This is a genomic window from Pseudarthrobacter lactosi (assembly GCF_055412785.1).
This window is the reverse complement of sequence record NZ_JBVAYS010000001.1, coordinates 308,255-325,599: the sequence shown is the minus strand read 5'-3', so window position 1 is coordinate 325,599 and position 17,345 is coordinate 308,255. Positions and strand designations below refer to the sequence as shown.

The 17,345-nt window shown below is 63.7% G+C and carries 14 protein-coding genes and 1 pseudogene; 10 read left to right on the top strand and 5 right to left on the bottom strand.

Features of this window, described 5'->3' with window-relative positions:
- Position 1 precedes the first annotated feature (1 nt).
- The gene (locus ACZY0Q_RS01470; protein WP_463913838.1) at positions 2-1,720 is read right to left on the bottom strand and encodes a GAF domain-containing sensor histidine kinase; all 1,719 of its coding nucleotides are present in this window, start codon (positions 1,718-1,720) and stop codon (positions 2-4) included.
- Between the two features lie 152 nt (positions 1,721-1,872).
- Between ACZY0Q_RS01470 and ACZY0Q_RS01465 the strand changes: the two genes are divergently transcribed.
- From ACZY0Q_RS01465 to ACZY0Q_RS01430, 8 genes are all read left to right on the top strand, one after another.
- Positions 1,873-2,340 carry a pyridoxamine 5'-phosphate oxidase family protein gene (locus tag ACZY0Q_RS01465; protein WP_463913836.1) on the top strand — a complete coding sequence of 156 codons (468 nt, stop codon included), beginning with the start codon at positions 1,873-1,875 and terminating at the stop codon, positions 2,338-2,340.
- A gap of 7 nt (positions 2,341-2,347) precedes the next feature.
- Positions 2,348-3,352, top strand: a complete 1,005-nt coding sequence (locus ACZY0Q_RS01460) for a zinc-dependent alcohol dehydrogenase family protein (protein ID WP_463913833.1) — start codon at positions 2,348-2,350, stop codon at positions 3,350-3,352.
- Between the two features lie 77 nt (positions 3,353-3,429).
- On the top strand, positions 3,430-3,897 hold the full coding sequence (locus ACZY0Q_RS01455; protein ID WP_463913830.1) for a universal stress protein: 468 nt from the start codon (positions 3,430-3,432) through the stop codon (positions 3,895-3,897).
- Positions 3,881-4,396, top strand: coding sequence for a universal stress protein (locus ACZY0Q_RS01450; RefSeq protein ID WP_463913828.1), 516 nt, complete (start codon positions 3,881-3,883; stop codon positions 4,394-4,396). Before ACZY0Q_RS01455 ends, ACZY0Q_RS01450 begins: the two co-directional genes overlap by 17 nt.
- The gene (locus tag ACZY0Q_RS01445; protein ID WP_463913826.1) at positions 4,383-5,249 is read left to right on the top strand and encodes a universal stress protein; all 867 of its coding nucleotides are present in this window, start codon (positions 4,383-4,385) and stop codon (positions 5,247-5,249) included. Before ACZY0Q_RS01450 ends, ACZY0Q_RS01445 begins: the two co-directional genes overlap by 14 nt.
- 134 nt (positions 5,250-5,383) lie before the next feature.
- On the top strand, positions 5,384-6,439 hold the full coding sequence (locus tag ACZY0Q_RS01440; protein WP_463913824.1) for a zinc-dependent alcohol dehydrogenase family protein: 1,056 nt from the start codon (positions 5,384-5,386) through the stop codon (positions 6,437-6,439).
- Positions 6,436-6,894, top strand: a complete 459-nt coding sequence (locus ACZY0Q_RS01435) for a flavodoxin family protein (RefSeq protein ID WP_463913822.1) — start codon at positions 6,436-6,438, stop codon at positions 6,892-6,894. Before ACZY0Q_RS01440 ends, ACZY0Q_RS01435 begins: the two co-directional genes overlap by 4 nt.
- Positions 6,895-7,041: 147 nt before the next feature.
- Positions 7,042-9,507, top strand: a complete 2,466-nt coding sequence (locus ACZY0Q_RS01430; protein WP_463913820.1) for an HAD-IC family P-type ATPase — start codon at positions 7,042-7,044, stop codon at positions 9,505-9,507.
- Here the strand turns inward: ACZY0Q_RS01430 and ACZY0Q_RS01425 are convergent.
- On the bottom strand, positions 9,504-9,968 hold the full coding sequence (locus ACZY0Q_RS01425) for a pyridoxamine 5'-phosphate oxidase family protein (protein WP_463913818.1): 465 nt from the start codon (positions 9,966-9,968) through the stop codon (positions 9,504-9,506). The genes ACZY0Q_RS01430 and ACZY0Q_RS01425 overlap by 4 nt on opposite strands.
- Before the next feature lie 165 nt (positions 9,969-10,133).
- Between ACZY0Q_RS01425 and ACZY0Q_RS01420 the strand changes: the two genes are divergently transcribed.
- Positions 10,134-10,556 (top strand): Hsp20/alpha crystallin family protein, encoded by a 423-nt coding sequence (locus ACZY0Q_RS01420; protein ID WP_463913815.1) that lies wholly within the window; start codon positions 10,134-10,136, stop codon positions 10,554-10,556.
- Between the two features lie 19 nt (positions 10,557-10,575).
- Here the strand turns inward: ACZY0Q_RS01420 and ACZY0Q_RS01415 are convergent, their stop codons facing one another.
- The 3 genes and pseudogenes from ACZY0Q_RS01415 to ACZY0Q_RS01405 all read right to left on the bottom strand — a co-directional run.
- Positions 10,576-11,601 carry a 6-phosphofructokinase gene (locus ACZY0Q_RS01415; RefSeq protein WP_463913812.1) on the bottom strand — a complete coding sequence of 342 codons (1,026 nt, stop codon included), beginning with the start codon at positions 11,599-11,601 and terminating at the stop codon, positions 10,576-10,578.
- The gene (gene ppsA, locus ACZY0Q_RS01410; RefSeq protein WP_463916207.1) at positions 11,598-14,000 is read right to left on the bottom strand and encodes a phosphoenolpyruvate synthase; all 2,403 of its coding nucleotides are present in this window, start codon (positions 13,998-14,000) and stop codon (positions 11,598-11,600) included. The genes ACZY0Q_RS01415 and ppsA overlap by 4 nt, the downstream gene beginning before the upstream one ends.
- Positions 14,001-14,096: 96 nt before the next feature.
- A pseudogene (locus ACZY0Q_RS01405) lies at positions 14,097-16,664 on the bottom strand (cation-translocating P-type ATPase); the annotation flags it as partial.
- A 216-nt stretch (positions 16,665-16,880) separates the two neighbouring features.
- Between ACZY0Q_RS01405 and ACZY0Q_RS01400 the strand changes: the two are divergent.
- Complete coding sequence (locus ACZY0Q_RS01400) at positions 16,881-17,333, top strand: universal stress protein (protein ID WP_463913809.1); 453 nt, start codon at positions 16,881-16,883, stop codon at positions 17,331-17,333.
- Positions 17,334-17,345 lie beyond the last annotated feature (12 nt).

The following is a 17,345-nucleotide window of genomic DNA, read 5'->3' as shown; positions in this document are numbered from 1 at the left end:
CTCAAAATACGGGGGCCGTCCAGGTAAGTGCTGTTCCCGTTTCCGGGGAACTGGAGACATCGAAAGAGCCGCCCAGCGTCCGGGCCCTGTATTCCATGTTCGACAGTCCATTGCCAGGCGGTGGCACGATGAATCCTGTGCCGTTGTCCTGGATCTCGACGCAGACGAAACCGTTCTTCACGGAAACTGAAACGCGGATCGAGTCCGCTCCCGAGTGGCGGACAACGTTGCTCAGCCCTTCGGTGATGACAGCCAAAATGTTCAAAGCCGTTTCCTCGTCCCGGATCGCGTCGATTGGCCCCGTCAGCGTCAGGAGCGGAACGAAAGGCAGGGTCCGCGTGCCGTTGCGGACCGCTTGGAGGACACGGCTGCTGAGAAGTTCCTTTCCGGTCTCGGAGTCACTCAGCGAATAGATGGTGTTGCGAAGCTCCCGGATAATCTCGTCGAGTTCAGCGGTCACAGTCTGGATGGTCCTGGCTGCCGGATCACCGGTCATGTAGCGCCGGAGGCTTTGGATGCTGAGCCCCGCTGCGAACAGGCGCTGAATGACGAGGTCGTGGAGGTCGCGGGCGATCCGGTCCCTGTCGCTGAACACGGCAATCTGTTCCCGCATACGGTGCGCCCGGGCCAGTTCGAGCGCCAGTGCCACGTGCGATCCGAACACCGGACCCATTTCCATGTCCGTCCTGCTGAATGTCCCGGAAGCCCGTTCACGCTGGAGGACAAGGAGCCCGTGGTGGGTACCGCGGGCGTTGAGGTCAATGACCAGCAACCGGCCCGCAACCAGCCCCTCGCCGCCGCCGAAAGCGGACGATGCGTCTTCAATCAAAGCGGCCTTGCCCGAAGCGAGAACGGTGTCGATTTCGACAGAGTCAAACGACAACAGCCGTCCAAGCCACTGCGGAGCGAGGGTTCCCGCAGCTCCCGCGATGCGGTACAAGTTGGGAGTCTCCTCCTGGACCAGGATGAGCGCAAGGGCGGAACTGGATTCCCGGAGTGCCCTGGCGGCGATCATGTCCAGTCCCCTGTTCTGGCCCTCCGGCATCTCCTCGTCGCCCATCATCTTGCCGGTCACATCCATGCACGCCTGCAGCCATGCGGTTCTGCGCCGGGCATCGTCATAGAGCCTGGCGTTTTCAATGGCGACGCCGGCGGCCGCGGCAAGCGCCTCGGCCAGCTCCTCGTCTTCGTCGGTGAAGTCGCCGCCGCCTCGCTTTTGGGTCAGGTAGAGGTTGCCGAACACAACATCCCTCACACGGATCGGTACGCCGAGGAAAGATTTCATCGGCGGATGATTCTCGGGAAACCCGTAGGCTTCCGGATGCTGGCTAAGATCGTGCAACCGCAGCGGCTTAGGATCGCGGATCAACAGGCCCAGAACGCCATGTCCAGTGGGGAGGGGACCGATCTTACGGGCGAGTTCCTCGTCTATTCCCACAGTGATGAAATGACTCAGGGCATGATCGCCTCCAATCACTCCCAAGGCTCCATACTCAGCCTGAAGGAGGTGGCAGGCTGAACTGACCACCCTGTGCAGCACCGCCTCAATGCTGAGGTCCTCAGCCAAGGCGACGACGGCACTCAAAAGCCCCTGCATCCGCTGTTGGGCGCTCACCAACTCCCCGGCATGGTCAACAAAGTCAGTAAGAAGTTCGTCCGTCCGGGAAGCGGGGACAGTTAGCCAATCGCCCGCCCCGGTCGGTTCAGTGGGCTGGTTCAATGAAACCGCCTTATTCGATGGAGAAATCCATGTGGCCCGGTGCCGGTGCCCACAGACTACTCCCCACAAGAAGCGTTCATCCAGGATCGTCTGATTGGTTAGGGGACTTTGTGCCCTTCATACGGGAGTAACAGCTCCGTAGGATCGTGGCCATGACCAGAGATGCATCTGTACCGGAGACCGTCGTGCTGCCAGCTGAGGAGTGCTGGCGGTTGCTGCAAGGCGATTCGGTGGGCCGCCTTGCCGTGTGGGTGAACGGCCACCCGGAGATCTTTCCTATCAACTACAAGGTCCACCAGGAAGCACTGGTCTTTCGGACGGGTGCGGGAACCAAGCTTGCGTCCGCCCTGGGCAAACAAGTGGCACTTGAAGCCGACGGTGCCGACACGGACGGTGGTGTGGCCTGGAGCGTCGTCGTGAAAGGGCCGGCTACAGCATTGGACCGGAGCCCCGAAGTCCTGGACTCCATCGGACATCTACTTTTTCCCTGGGACACGGGCCGTAAAGACCATTTCCTCCGTATCGTCCCGGAGAGCGTCAGCGGACGGCGGTTCAGGATTGCCGCCCCGCTGACCTGGGGCGGTCCTTTGGATGAGGCCACCCGCGCAGGCTTGGAATAACGGGTTCATGCAGGCATGGTGGGTTGAGGATCCCGGTCCCATCGCGTCAGGCCCGTTATGGATGGGCGAGCACCCCGATCCGTCCCCGGGGCCGGGAGAGGTTCTGCTCTCTGTACTCGCTTGTGGAGTCTGTCGCACAGATCTCCACCTGGCTGAAGGCGACCTGCCGCCCCATGGCTCCCGCCGGATCCCGGGTCACGAGGTGGTCGGCGAGGTGGTGGGGCTGGGAGCCGGCAGCTTCAGGTTCCGGCCCGGCGAGCGTGTGGGAGCAGCCTGGCTGGCCCGCACCTGCGGCTCCTGCCGTTTCTGCCGGCGAGGGTCCGAGAACCTCTGCTTGGCGCCCACATTTACCGGATGGGACACCGACGGCGGCTACGCGGAGCTGATGACCGTCCACGAGGATTACGCGTACCGGATACCCGAAGCATTTACCGATGAGCAAGCGGCGCCCTTGCTGTGCGCAGGAATCATCGGCTACCGGGCGCTTCGTTCCTCCGGCCTTCCGCCGGGAGGCAAACTCGGCATCTACGGCTTCGGCGGATCGGCCCATCTGACAGCGCAGATGGCCATCTACGAGGGTGCAAGCGTTTATGTCATGACACGTTCGTCGGCGGCGCAGAGTCTGGCTCTCGAACTGGGCGCAAAGTTCGCCGGGCCCGCTGAAGCCGACCCGCCTGAATTGCTGGACGCAGCCATCCTGTTCGCCCCTGCGGGTCAGCTGGTACCAATCGCGCTTCGCGCCCTGGACCGCGGAGGAACCCTCGCCGTCGCCGGCATCCACTTGAGCGATATCCCGGTCCTGGTGTATCAAAAGGACCTATTCCAGGAGCGCCGCCTGCTCAGTGTCACGGCCAACACCAGAGCCGACGGCCGGGAATTCCTTGCGCTGGCAGAAAGAATGCCTCTCCGCCCCACCACTGTTCCCTACCCGTGGACAAAAGCAGACCAGGCATTGCTGGACCTGTCCCGAGACCGATTCACGGGAGCTGCCGTGCTGATTCGACCAGCCTGAGGCGCCTGCGGAGAACCGAATGTCTTTGGTGACCTTCGGCCCTAGGCCCCCGCCGGATCCTGGGGGAAGGTACTGCCATGAGTGAAAACAAACCCATCCTTGTCGGAATCGACGGTTCCGAATACTCCCCCGCAGCGCTCCGCCTCGCCGGACGCCTGGCATCTGCACTGGCCGCCCCGTTGCACGTCATCACCTGCCTGGGCTTCTCTGACTTCTACCTGCCCGCGCACCTGCCACCCGGGTACATCGATACCACGGCCGAGCTTGAGGCCATCGCCAAACGCCTCATGGAACAGGCCATCGACAGGGCCTACGGCGCGGAACGCCCAGAACACCTCACCACTGCCGTCAAAGTCGGATCGCCTGCGAAGATCCTGGTGGAGGAAAGCCGGAACGCCCAACTGCTTGTCGTCGGGCGACGCGGCCACGGCGGCCTCTTTGGCCAGCTCATGGGCTCCGTCAGCGCAGCGTGTGCAGCCCATGCGCACTGCCCCGTGCTGGTAGTCAGCCAGGAGCTTGAAGAAGACCATGGAAAACTTCCCTGAACCGCCAGCGATCGTGGTGGGCGTGGACGGAAGCGCTCCGTCCATACTCGCGCTGCGCTGGGCCGGCGCACTGGCGCCGCTGCTCACGGCCCGCATCCGGGCCGTGACCTGCTGGCAGTTCCAGATCGCAGTTGGCACCTTCACTCCAGCCATCTGGGACCCTGAAGCGGAAGCCCGGAACATCTGTGCTGCAGCTGTGGACACGGCCTTCGACGGCGCCCCTCCTACCGGACTCGCAATGGTCGCCTCGCAAGGTCAGGCGGCCAAGGTACTGGTCGAAGAAAGCAGGACTGCGCAAATTGTTGTGGTGGGCAGCCGCGGTCACGGCGGATTTGAAGGGCTGCTGCTGGGTTCGGTGAGCACAACTGTGGCACAACACGCAAAATGCCCGGTCCTTGTCGCGCACGGCACAGCCCTGCCGGCAGGGCTTTTCGTTACTGCCGGGCAGGCTTCCGTGGAAGGGGACGGCCAGGCCGGGTCCAACCATGCCATCCCCTGACCGCATTGTTGTTGGCTACGACGGGTCGGTTGAGGCGGCCCTCGCTGCCCGTTGGGCTGCCCGGCACGCAGCGATTTTGGACTGTGAGCTGCAGGTGGTTCATTGCTCCCTGTGGCCGTTGCTGACCCGCGACCTTGGACCGGTCCAAGGCATAGCCGGCAGCGGGCTGCAACGTCAGGCGAAGGCCATACTAGATGCGGGGCAAGCTGAGGCGCTGTCCGTGTCGCCCCGGATCAGGATCCGGGGCAGCCTCCTGTACGGACTCCCTGCAGGCCACCTCCGCCGGATGGCGGATGACGCGCGGATGCTGGTTCTAGGCAGCCGCGGGATCGGTGGCTTTATGGGACTTTTGGTGGGATCAGTAAGCCTGGAACTCGCGGCGACGGCTTCCTGTCCTGTGGCGGTCATCCGGTTCGATCAGAACAGGAAGGGGCGCATCGTGGTGGGAATTGACTCTTCCGGGTCGGCAGGCGCGGTGGGTATTGCCTGCGCAATGGCCACTTCCACGGGAGCGGACCTGATGATCATCCACGTCATCCGGCCCCATTACGGCACGGCCAACAACGTCGGCGGTGGCCAAGAAGCGGCCCGCCGTCTCCTCCAGACGGCGGCCCACGACGCCTGGGCTCTGGCTCCGAACGTGACAATCAGTCAGCACGTTGCCCGGGACAACTCCGTCCCGCGGGCGCTCCTCAATGCCGCGCGCGGTGCCGCCCTCATCGTTGTCGGCAGCAAGGGCCGGGGGCTCGTCAGAGGAACTATCGGGTCCACTGCCCACGCAGCCCTTCACCACGCCACAGGACCGGTCTTAATCGCCCGGCAACTGGAGCCCGCCGGGACCGCGGCACTGTGAAAACCTGAGCCGCCGCCGTCGGACTTCCGGGACTTTTGTCCCTTACCACTGAGGCTACCGGGCGTCATCGTTGAGATGGTGAGGCGTTTCGTGCGCTCCGTGGACCTGTGATCAACCAACAGTTAGGAACGGTTATGAAGGCTATCGTTTACGGAGGCCCAGGGAAGAAGTCCTGGACAGAAGTGCCCGATCCGGCGATCCGGAAGCCTACCGATGCCATTGTCAAGGTGGACACCACCACCATCTGCGGGACGGATTTGCACATCCTCAAGGGCGATGTCCCGGCCGTGACCGAAGGAAGAATCCTGGGCCACGAAGGTGTGGGAACCATTACCGAGGTCGGGCAGTCCGTGACCAGCCTGAAACCTGGCGACCGCGTGATCATCTCCTGCATCAAGTCCTGCGGCCATTGTGCCAATTGCAAAACTGGTCTCTATTCGCACTGCATGGGTGACGAGGGTGCCCCGGGCATAGGGTGGGTCTTCGGCCACCTCATTGACGGCACGCAAGCCGAATACGTGAGGGTGCCCTACGCCGAAAATTCCCTGCACCTGCTGCCGGCCGGGGTGAGCGACGAGCGTGCCGTCATGTTGTCGGACATCCTCCCCACGGGCTTCGAAATCGGCGTCCAGTACGGCCGGGTCAAACCCGGCGACACGGTGGCGGTTGTCGGGGCGGGTCCGGTCGGGCTGGCCGCAATCGCCACCGCCGGGCTTTACGGAGCTGCCACCATCATCGCCATCGACCTGGACACGAACCGCCTGGAGAAGTCCCGCGAGTTTGGTGCCACCGACGTTGTGTTGTCCGGCGACGCCGACTGGAAGGAACAGGTTCTGGCCCTGACCGACGGCCAGGGAGTGGATGTGGCCATTGAGGCGGTGGGCATTCCCGCGACCTTCAGCATGTGCACGGAGATCGTCCGGCCGGGCGGGAACGTCGCCAACGTCGGGGTACACGGAAAATCAGTGGAACTTCATGTGGAGAACCTCTGGATCCAGAACATCAACATCAGCATGGGACTGGTCAACGCCAATACCACTCCGATGCTGCTGAAACTCGTGGCCCAGAAGAAGCTCCCGGCGGAGAAGTTCGCAACGCACCACTTCCGCTTTGACCAGTTCATGGAGGCCTACGACACCTTCGCCCGGGCCGCGGAGACAAACGCACTCAAAGTAGTGATCACCGCATGAAAGGCTACGTTGTTTACGACTCCGCATACGGGAACACGAAGGCGGTTGCAGAGGCCATCGCACAAGGCCTCCAACCTCTCCGCGCTGCAGCGGTTTCCGTGACGGACTTCAACCCCCGGAATCTCGAAGGCGACGACCTCCTGGTGGTTGGCTCCCCCATCAACGGCTGGCGTCCCACACTCAAAATTACGGAACTGCTGGCCCATTTGGGCCGTGACAAGCTCAAGGGCATCAACGCCGCAGCATTCGACACGCGCGTTCGCTTCTTTATCCACGGCGACGCGGCCAAGAAGATGACCAAACTGCTCAGGGAGGGTGGCGCCAACATCATTTCTGATCCCACCCCGTTTTACGTCCGGGGCAGCGAAGGGCCCCTGCGCGCCGGAGAGCTGGATAAAGCAGCGAGCTGGGCGAAGAAGCTCGCCACGGCACTGGAGCGGAAGGCAACACCATGAAGGCAGCCATCGTTTTGAGATCATCACCGAGCCAGCGAGCTTCCTCGTTGATAACACCAACCAGCTTTGCCGGGTGAACTCGACCTGGCGCGCAGATGGGGAAGGACCCTCGGATCGGCCCTCTCTCCGGCACCCTGAGGGAATCCAATGAGCACGGCAGCGGCACCATATCAGCCCGGGGCTGATGCTCCGGCAGGATCCGGTCTTTCTGTCGAGGATGTGAACGAACGGACGCTGGCGGGCCTGGCCAACGGAGTTCCTGACAACTCGAGCAGAAGCCTGTGGCAGATTGTCCGGGCGAACGTGCTGACTCTGTTCAACGGGATTGTTGGCGGCTGCTTCCTGCTGTTGCTGTTGCTGGGGCAGTGGCAGGACGCGCTGTTCGGCTTCGCCGCAATCAGCAACGCCGTCATCGGCGTGGTCCAGGAGTTCAGGGCCAAGAGGCTGCTTGACCGGCTGGCTGTACTTGATGCCCCTCGGGCCAGGGTGCTCCGTGAAGGCCAGGTCCAGGAAATCGCAGTTTCCGACGTCGTCCTGGACGACGTCACGGTACTGCAGGCCGGCGACCAGGTCGTGGCAGACGCCATCATCATCGGCGGGGATGGCCTGGAAATTGACGAGTCCCTCCTTACCGGCGAATCGGAACCCGTCGCCAAAGGCAGGGGCTCGACCGTATGGTCAGGTTCCACCATCACGGCGGGGCAGGGCGACGCACGGGTGGTCGGCGTAGGCACCGGCTCGTATGCCAGCCAGCTCACGGCTGAAGCCAAACGGTTTTCGTTGGTCAATTCGGAGATACGGAACGGGATCGGCCGCGTCCTTCGGTGGATCAGCTGGGCCCTCTTCCCCGTTGTCGTGGTCGTCACCAACGGCCAGATGCAGGCTAAGGGCGGCTGGAACCGGGCTTTCACCACTGGGGAATGGGCAGAGGCGCTCGTTGGCGCCGTGGCGGGGGCAATCGCCATGATTCCCTTGGGCCTTGTGCTCATGACCAGTGTTGCGTTCGCGGTCGGGGGTGTGCGGCTGGCCCGCCAGAATGTGCTGGTGCAGGAACTGGCGGCTGTGGAGGGCCTGGCCCGTGTGGACGTTCTGTGCATCGATAAGACCGGCACCCTGACGGAGGGCAGGGTGGTTTTCGACGGCGTGCACGATGCCGGCGCGCCATCGCCGCCGGGCTGGAGGGAAGCACTGGGATGGTTCGGTGCCGACCCGCATGCTAACGCCACCGCCCGATGCCTGGCCGACGCCTTCGCCTTCGACGGCAACCGGGTCCCGGCCGCCGTTGTTCCTTTCTCCTCAGCAAGGAAGTGGAGCGCAGCAAGTTTTGATCCGCCCCACGCAGCTGAGGGTACCTGGGTGTTCGGCGCACCGGAAATGGTGTTGCAGACTAACAGCGGCGCCACCAGTGACGTCCTTGCCCAGTCCCGCCATCTCGCCTCGGCGGGTTTGCGCACGCTGGTATTGGCATACTCCCCGGAGGCTGCACCCGAAGGGGATCCAGACGACGTGCAGCTGCCCGCAGGGCTTACCGCCGCCACGCTCGTGACGTTCAGGGAAAAGGTCCGCCCGGACGCGGCCCAGACCTTGTCCTATTTCCGCCAGCAGGGTGTTGCGGTGAAAATCCTCTCCGGCGATGACCACCGGACGGTCACAGCGGTGGCCCGTGACGTGGGGGTCGACGTCGGTGAAGGTTACGACGCACGGCACCTGCCCGCAGAACCGCACCTGATAGAGGAAACGCTGAACCACTTTTCCGTGTTCGGCCGCGTCACGCCCGAACAGAAAAAAGACATGGTCCTGGCGCTGCAGAGAATGGGCCACACCGTCGCCATGACGGGCGATGGCGTTAATGACGCCCTGGCGCTGAAAGAGGCCGACATCGGCATCGCAATGGACACAGCGGCACCAGCCACCAAAGCCGTGGCCCGCTTGGTGCTGTTGGACGGGCGCTTCGACCGGCTTCCGGCTGTCCTCGCCGAGGGCCGCCAGGTCATCGCCAACATCGAACGGGTCTCGGTCCTGTTCCTGAGCAAAACGGTGTACGCCGTCGCCCTGTCCGTGGCTTTCGGAGCCCTGATGTGGAGCTTTCCGTTCCTGCCCCGGCAGCTCTCGGCCACTGACGGGCTCACCATCGGCATCCCCGCCTTCTTTTTGGCCCTGATGAGTAATCCCCGCCGCTACCGGCCAGGATTCTTGAAACGGTCCCTGACCATGGCGGTCCCGGCCGGAATCATCGTCACGACGGCGATCCTGGCTGTGCAGGTGTATTCCATGGCGGCGGGCGGCTTCAGCGCCGGAGCAAATCGCACGGCGTCGGTGGTTACCCTGTCCCTGGTTGCCCTGAGCGTGCTGGCGGCGGTCAGCCGTCCGGTCAGCGCCCTACGCATGGCCATCATTGCAGCCATGGGCGTGGGCTTGGTCCTGCTGATGACCGTTCCCATCCTGCAGGAATTCTTTATGCTCGAATGGCCTCCGCCTGAACTCGCCACTGCCTCCTTTGCCGCCGCCGCCGTCGGTATCCTTGCGGTCCTGGCGCTAAGCCGGATCCACGCACGGCAGTACGCCGCCGAGAGACCGGAGAAGGTGACTCAGCCCTCAACGACGCGGCTCTAGAGCCAGTCCGCTGCAAAGTCCTGCGGCGGCCACCAGCGCGTGCGCGGCGAAACCGCAAATCTTCGCCCGGAGACCTCCGTAGGGACGATCTGGACGAGATGCTCTTTAAGGCCGGGCTGCCAGGGCTCGCGGTCAGGACCGGCTTCTTGGAGGGTCTTAGGATCTCCAACAAAGGGCCCTGGCATTCCCTTGACCACAACGCTCCAGACTTCGGTGGCGTAGGCATTCATCCCATCCGCTTCAAAGGCCACTGCAGCGCCGCTGAGGAGGGCACGAAGTTTCGTGCCGGGCGCCGTGCGGAAAACCACTGTTTCTCCGACAACCATAAAGTTCAGGGGAAAGATCTCGGGGAGCGCACCGTTGAGCACAGCCAGCCGCCCGATGTAGGAGGCCTGCAGATACTTCCAGCACTCTTCCAGAGCGAGGACTTCAGCTTGAGACTCTGAGTGTGAGTTGCTCATGCCACTGATCCTAGCCTCACGTCCCAGCCCTCCACTGAACGGCACGGTCAGCGCAACCTTCCCGGGCAGTCAGGACCAAAGCCTCTGGGTCCTCCCGGCCCCGTGCCAGACCCTTAAGGAGTCGGACACAGCATGCCCGACGGTCATCCAAGCAAGGAGGCAGACATGGCTGATCTGATGAAATGGTTTGATACCCGGCGCTCCCCCGTCGAGATGATTGAAAGGCTTTTCGAAGGTGACACTGTGGCGTCGGGGATCCGCGTCGAAGAATCGGTTGAAGGCGACACCCTGGTGGTTCGGGCCGAACTGCCTGGGATCGATCCGGACAAGGACGTCAGCGTCTCAATTGTTGACGGCGCCCTTGAGATCAAGGCCGAGCGCAGGGAGAAGTCCGAGCAGAAAGACAAGGACAGTTACCGTTCGGAGTTCCGCTATGGTTCTTTCGTCCGGAGGCTCGCCCTGCCGGACGGCGTTAAACACGATGACATCACCGCCTCCTACAAGGACGGGGTGCTGGAGGTCCGGACGCCGGTGCCGACGGCCGCCCAGCAGCCCGCGGCAAGGAAAATCGAAATAGCACGCGGATAGCAGCCGGGTCCGGCCGGGATTAGCCAAACAGGACCGCTGCCTCCCCGTAACGGTCCTCTGGAACGGTTTTGAGCCGGCCCAGCGCAGCGTCAAATCCGACGTTCACAATGCTGGTGGCGCGCAGGGAGACCATGGTCCCCCAACGGCCGGCGGCAGCGGAATCAACGGCTGCCATACCCAGCCTCGTGGCCAGCACCCTGTCAAAGGCAGTGGGGGCGCCGCCCCGCTGGATGTGCCCCAAAACCGTAGCCCTGGTTTCGATTCCGGTGAGCCCCTGCAGTTCATGCTCCAGAAGCATGGCGATTCCGCCCAGCCGGGGCCTGCCGAAGGTGTCAAGGCCCCGGGGCGAGTATGGTTCATCCTGGCCCTCCAGGGTAAAAGCCTCTGCCACAACCACCAGTGGCGCCCGTCCGCGGTCGTGTGCGGACTGCACCCACCGGGCAACCTGCTCCAACGAAACCCTATGTTCCGGAATGAGGATGGCGTGGGCACCCGAAGCCATCCCCGCGTGAAGGGCTATCCAGCCGGCGTTCCTGCCCATAACTTCGGCGATCATGCAGCGGTGATGCGACTCCCCCGTGGTACGCAGCCTGTCGATGGCCTCTGTCGCCGTCTGGACCGCGGTGTCGAAGCCGAAAGTATAATCCGTGGCATCGAGGTCATTGTCGATGGTCTTGGGGACTCCTACAACCTTGACTCCCTCGTTTGACAGTGCCTGCGCGGCCGCCAGGGTTCCCTCTCCGCCGATGGCAATCAAGCCATCGATGGCAATGCGGCGAAGGCTTTCGCGCACCGCCTCCACTCCGCCTTCCTTCAGCGGATTGGTCCTCGACGTACCTAGGATTGTCCCGCCGAGGCGGGCAAGTCCCCGCACTGCAAAGCGCGGCAACGGAATGACATCGCCCTCAAGCACCCCCCGCCACCCGTCCCGGAAACCAACGAAGTCGTAACCGTGGGAAATGACGCCACTCAGCACCGCACCGCGGATCACGGCATTCAGTCCGGGGCAGTCCCCGCCGCTGGTCAGGATGCCAAGCCTGCTCATCTTTCCTGGTTCTCGGCCGCAGCGATCACCGGAACCGTCTTGAGGTAGGTGTCCGGGTTGAGCGAAATGGAGTCGATGCCCTCCTTGACCAGGAACTCCGCGAAGTCCGGGTGGTTGCTCGGGCCCTGGCCGCAGATACCAATTTTGATCCCGGCTGCATGCGCCTTGCCGATGACCTGTGCGATCATCGACGTCACGGCTTCGTCCCTCTCGTCAAAAAGCCCGGCCAGCAGTTCGGAGTCGCGGTCAACCCCCAGGACAAGCTGTGTCAGGTCATTGGAACCGATGGAGAATCCGTCGAAGCGCCGGGCGAATTCCGACGCGAGGATGACGTTCGAGGGGATCTCGCACATCATGTAGATCTGTAGTCCCTCCTCACCACGGACCAGGCCGTTTTCGGCCATGGCTTTGATCACCAAGTCTGCCTCGTGGAGGGTGCGGCAGAACGGAACCATGACAATGACGTTGGAGAATCCGATTTCCTCGCGCACCCTTTTCAGTGCCCGGCATTCCAGGGCGAATCCTTCCCGGTAGCGTTGGTCGTAATAGCGTGAAGCCCCGCGGAAGCCCAGCATGGGATTCTCTTCGGTGACTTCGAAGGAGCCACCTCCGATCAGGTGTGCGTATTCGTTGCTTTTGAAGTCGCTGAGCCTGACGATCACCGGGTGCGGGTGATAAGGCGCCGCGATCTTAGCGATGCCCGTGGCGAGGACGTCAACGAAGTACTCCCGCAGATCGCTGTAGCCGTGCGTAAGCTCCCTGATGCGTGCAGCCTCGCCGAAGTTTGTGACCCTTTCAGGATGTACCAGCGCCATGGGATGGATCCGGATGAGGTTGCTGATGATGAATTCCATCCGGGCCAGGCCCACGCCTGCCGCGGGCAGGCGCCACCATTGGAAGGCAGCTGAAGGGCTGGCGATGTTGACCATGACAGCTGTCCGGGTCTCCGGCAGCGTGCCGAGGTCAACCTCTTCGACGTCGAAAGCGAGGGTGCCGTCGTAGACCTCCCCGTCTTCACCGCCCGCGCAGGAAAGCGTGATGGGCATTCCCTCCTCAAGGACGGACGTGCCGTTTCCTGTCCCCACCACGGCGGGCACGCCCAGTTCCCTGCTCACGATGGCTGCATGGCTCGTGGCGCCGCCATGGTCGGTGACGATGCCAGCGGCGCGCTGCATGATGGGAACCCAGTCAGGGTCGGTCATTTGGGTTACCAGGATGGAACCGTCCCGGAATTTGTCGATGTCCCGGGCGTCCCGGACCACACAGGCGGAGCCGTGTGCGATCGATTCACCGATCGCTGCACCGGAAGCAAGCCGGGGGCCTGATTCGCGGAGGTGGTAGATGCGGAAAACGGACCCGCTGCGCCGCGCCTGAACCGTCTCCGGCCTGGCCTGGACCATAAAGAGTTCGCCGGTGGACCCGTCTTTGGCCCACTCCATGTCCATAGGACCGCCGTAGTGGTCCTCTACTGCCACAGCCCAGCGCGCGAGGGCCAATATCTCGGAATCCGTGAGTACAAGGGAGCGCCGCTCCTGGTCTGTCGTGAAAATGGTCCGAGTACGCGCGTGCCCGCCACGGCTGTAAACCATCTTCCGCAGTTTCGACCCGATGGTTTTCTCGATAATGGGCACAAAATCTGTGGTGGACAGCAGGGGCTTGAATACCTGGTACTTATCGGGGTTGATGGTGCCTTGGACCACCGTTTCGCCCAGTCCCCACGCGGCGCTGATCACGACGCTGCGCGGGAAGCCTGATTCTGTGTCGATGGAAAACATCACCCCGGATGCCCCAAGGTCTGAACGCACCATCCGCTGCACACCGATGGACAGTGCTACATCCAGATGGTTGAACCCCTTGATTTCCCGGTAGCTGATGGCCCGGTCGGTAAAGAGGGAGGCATAACACCGTCTGCAGGCCTCCATCAGCTCCCGCTCCCCGGCGATGTTAAGGAAGGTTTCCTGCTGGCCGGCGAAACTCGCGTCCGGAAGGTCCTCTGCTGTGGCGCTACTGCGCACGGCAACCGAGGCCCGGGCCTGCCCTGTCCGTTGGGACAAGGCCCTGTAGTGTTCCCTGATGTCGGCGGCGATGTCCGGCGGAAACTGTCCTTCGAGGATGAGTTCCCGGATTGTTTCGCCGGCTTCGCGAAGGCTGGTCCGGCCCACCCGGTACTCATCGATCGCAGCACGGATCCCCGGTTCGATGCCGTTGGCGGTGACGAACGCCCGGTATGCGGAGGCGGTGGTGGCAAAGCCCTCCGGTACCCGGACACCCGAAGCCGTCAGCGATCGGGTCAGCTCACCCAGCGATGCGTTCTTGCCGCCCACGGCCGGCACATCGCCCATCCCGACTTCTTCCAGCCACACCACGTGAACGTCAGTCGTCGTCATCGGTGCATTCATGGCTCGATCCTCCCGGGTCAGGATCGGCAGCAGCAGAGGCTTTGGTCCTGCGGACTGAGGCGCGGGAACGATGCTAACCGGCTTTGTCCCGTGCCGTCTTAGCTTCTTGTACGCCCAGTCGGCTGCCAGCACCGCCGGAAAAGCCAAAGCCGCAACGCCGAATCCCAGGAGCGGCGGCGGAAGCTGACCCAAGACGGCGGCGACAGGAACCACGTAGAGGCAAGCGGCCAAGGCGCCGATTTCTGCCAGCACCGCCCAGAGAAGCAGCCGGTTGGACAGCCAGCCCTGCTTCCATGGCGGCAAGGTGGCGCTCCGGCAGGCGAAGGCATTGGCCAACTGGCCAAGCACAACGGCGCTGAAGGCCGCTCCGGACGCCGCCATCACCAGACCGGCATCCTGCGGATCTCCACGTGCCCACCCGCCGCCGAACAACACCACGGAAAACGCCGTCATCTCCATGACCGCCTCCACAGGACCCAGCACGCAGAACACCCGGAACATCAGCCGGCGGTCCATCAGATGCCGTCTTTCCGGTGGCCGCTTCAGCACACCCTTCCCAGGCGGCTCACCGCCAAGGGCGAGGGCGGGAAGGAGGTCGGTGCCTATGTCGAGGGCGAGGATCTGCAGGACGCCGAGGGCGAGCGGAAACTGGCCGCCGGACAGTGCCCAGATGACGAAGGGCGTCAACTCGGCAACGTTATCCGTCAGGTGGTACGTCAGGAAGCGGTGAATATTGGAGTACGTGGCACGGCCCTGTTCGATCGCTGCGACGATCGTGGCGAAATGATCATCCAAGAGCACCAGGTCGGAAGCTTCACGCGCAACGTCGGTTCCGCTGCGTCCCATGGCCACCCCGATGTCGGCCTCCCGCAGCGCGGGACCGTCGTTGACGCCGTCGCCCGTCATGGCCACAACGTGGCCCCTGCCCTGCAGGACCTTGGCCACACGCAGCTTCTGTTCCGGGGAGACCCGGCTCACCACAATGCCGTCCCGGTCGAGCAAGGCGCCCAGAACCTGTTCGTCCTCCGGAAACTGCGATCCTTCCAGAACCAGTTCCGGGGATCCCATCAGACCGATCTCCCGGGCAATCGCGGCAGCCGTGGCTGGATGGTCGCCCGTGATCATCCCGACCCTGATGCCGGCTTCGCGGGCGGTCCGGATCACGTCGCCCACCTCCGGCCTGGGCGGGTCGTGCAGGGCGATCAGTCCCAGCAGTACAAGTCCGGTCTCGACCTCCTCCGGCGGACATTCCAGCCACTTCTGCACTGGACCCGTCAGCTCACGCATCGCGACCGCCATGACCCGCAGCCCCCGTGAAGCCATCGCTTCGACTTCTTCCACCGCTGCGCCCGCGGAATCTCCGCAGAGCGGCAGAACCGATTCCGGCGCCCCTTTCAGGAAGAGGGTCGTGCCCACAATGACCGATTCACGGCGACGGCGGGGATCAAACGCAAACCGCCCCGCAGGCTTTGCATCCTCAGGAGCGGACCCGGAAAGCCGGCGCGCCAAAACATCAATGGCCGCCTCCATCGGATCCCCCTCAATGCTCCACTCAGCACCCTGGAGAACGGCCCTGCCCTGGGAGGCGGCCCGTGCCGCAAGCGCCGTTCTGGTAGCCGCGGAGACCGCGTTTCCCTCTATGTCGGCGTCCGGCTGGTAGCCGTCCCCCGTCACCTTCACACGCCCTTCAGGGGTAAAGACCTCGACGGCGTTCATGCGGTTCTGCGTCAGGGTTCCTGTCTTGTCGGTACAGATGAAAGTGGTGGACCCCAGAGTTTCCACAGCCTCGAGGTTGCGGACCAGGGCGTTCCGCGCCGCCATCCGTTGGGCCCCCATCGCCAGCGAAAGTGTGACGGTCGGCAGGAGCCCCTCGGGGACCAGGGCAACGGCGACGCCGATGGCGAAGAGGAAAGCGTCGCGCCACGGGATGCCTACCAGCAAGGACACGAGGAAGAAGAACCCGGCGACGGCCAGTGCCACAGTCGCAATGAGCCGGACGATCCGGCGCAGCTCAAGGGCCAGCGGTGTCGGCGGAGATACGGTTCCGCTGGTCAGTGCGGCAATTCCGGCAAGCCTCGTGGTCCCGCCGGTGTGGGACACCACCGCGTCTGCTTGTCCGTTGACGAGGAACGTCCCGCCCCAGGCGCTGTCACCACTGGCCTTGGGAACGGCTTCACTTTCGCCTGTCAGCATGGACTCATCCACGGCGCAGCCGGAGGCAACAACCAGGACGACGTCGGCCGGCACCCTGTCGCCCGCCGTGAGCACGACGGCGTCTCCCGGGACCAGTTCACTGGTATGAATCCTCAGCAGGCGTCCATCCCTGCAGACGGAAACGTCAGCAGGCAGCAGCCCGCGCAGTTTTGCAGCCGCGTGCTGGGCGCGCTCCTGCTGGATGTGGGCGAAGATCCCGTTGACGACGACCACCACGATGATGGCGACCCCCAACTCGGGCAGCCCTCCGACAAAGGCGAGCGCAGCTGCACACCACAGCATCAAAGCAAAAAAATGCGTCAACTCGCCCAGCAGCTTCCGCCAGTGTGGCACTGACTTCGCGGCCGGAAGAACGTTAGGTCCGGACTCGCTGAGCAATGCTGCGGCCCGTTCAGAACTCAGACCGGTTGCATCCAGCCCGGATTGCGGGGAACCCCCTTGTTGCGGCATTGATACTCCGAATTCGCGGATGTCTGGTTCGTTGAACAGGCTTCACCCCGTGGGAGGCTGCGTCTAGTGCCAAAGGTCATGGTGCGGGTCCGGGACCGTGGGGCGGACCCTGCGGACTCCGTGCCCGGCGTCGTGACCTTGGACCCTGTTCGCCTTTGGCAGCCGGGACCATGCTTTGAGGAAGCCCGGGCACGTACAGCATTCGAGGAGTGGATCATGGCCAAAGCCGCCGAGGGAAAAATCATCGTCGGCGTTGACGGTTCTGACGCATCCATCGAAGCCCTGCGTCTGGGGTCCCGCTTGGCGCAGGCCCTGGGGACCCGTCTGGAAGCCTGGGGGTGCTGGGAGTATCCGGCGGGTTACGAAGGCTACCTTGCCATGGGAGTGGAAGGGTTCGCCCACGAGGCTGAGGAGAATCTGGAGCGCGCACTCGGGGAAGCCTTTGGCCCCGAACGTCCACGCAATGTCAGTGCCAGGCTCGTCCACGGATCGGCACGGATATCGTTGGTTGACGGAAGCAGGGGCGCCTCCCTGCTGGTGATTGGACGCCGCGGGCGTGGCGGTTTCGCGGGCCTGCGGCTCGGATCGGTCAGCGCCGCCTGCGTCGCCCACGCGCAGTGTCCTGTCCTCGTGGTGCACCCGCCCCGGGCGGACGAACCCGACTCGTAGGTGAGGCCTGGT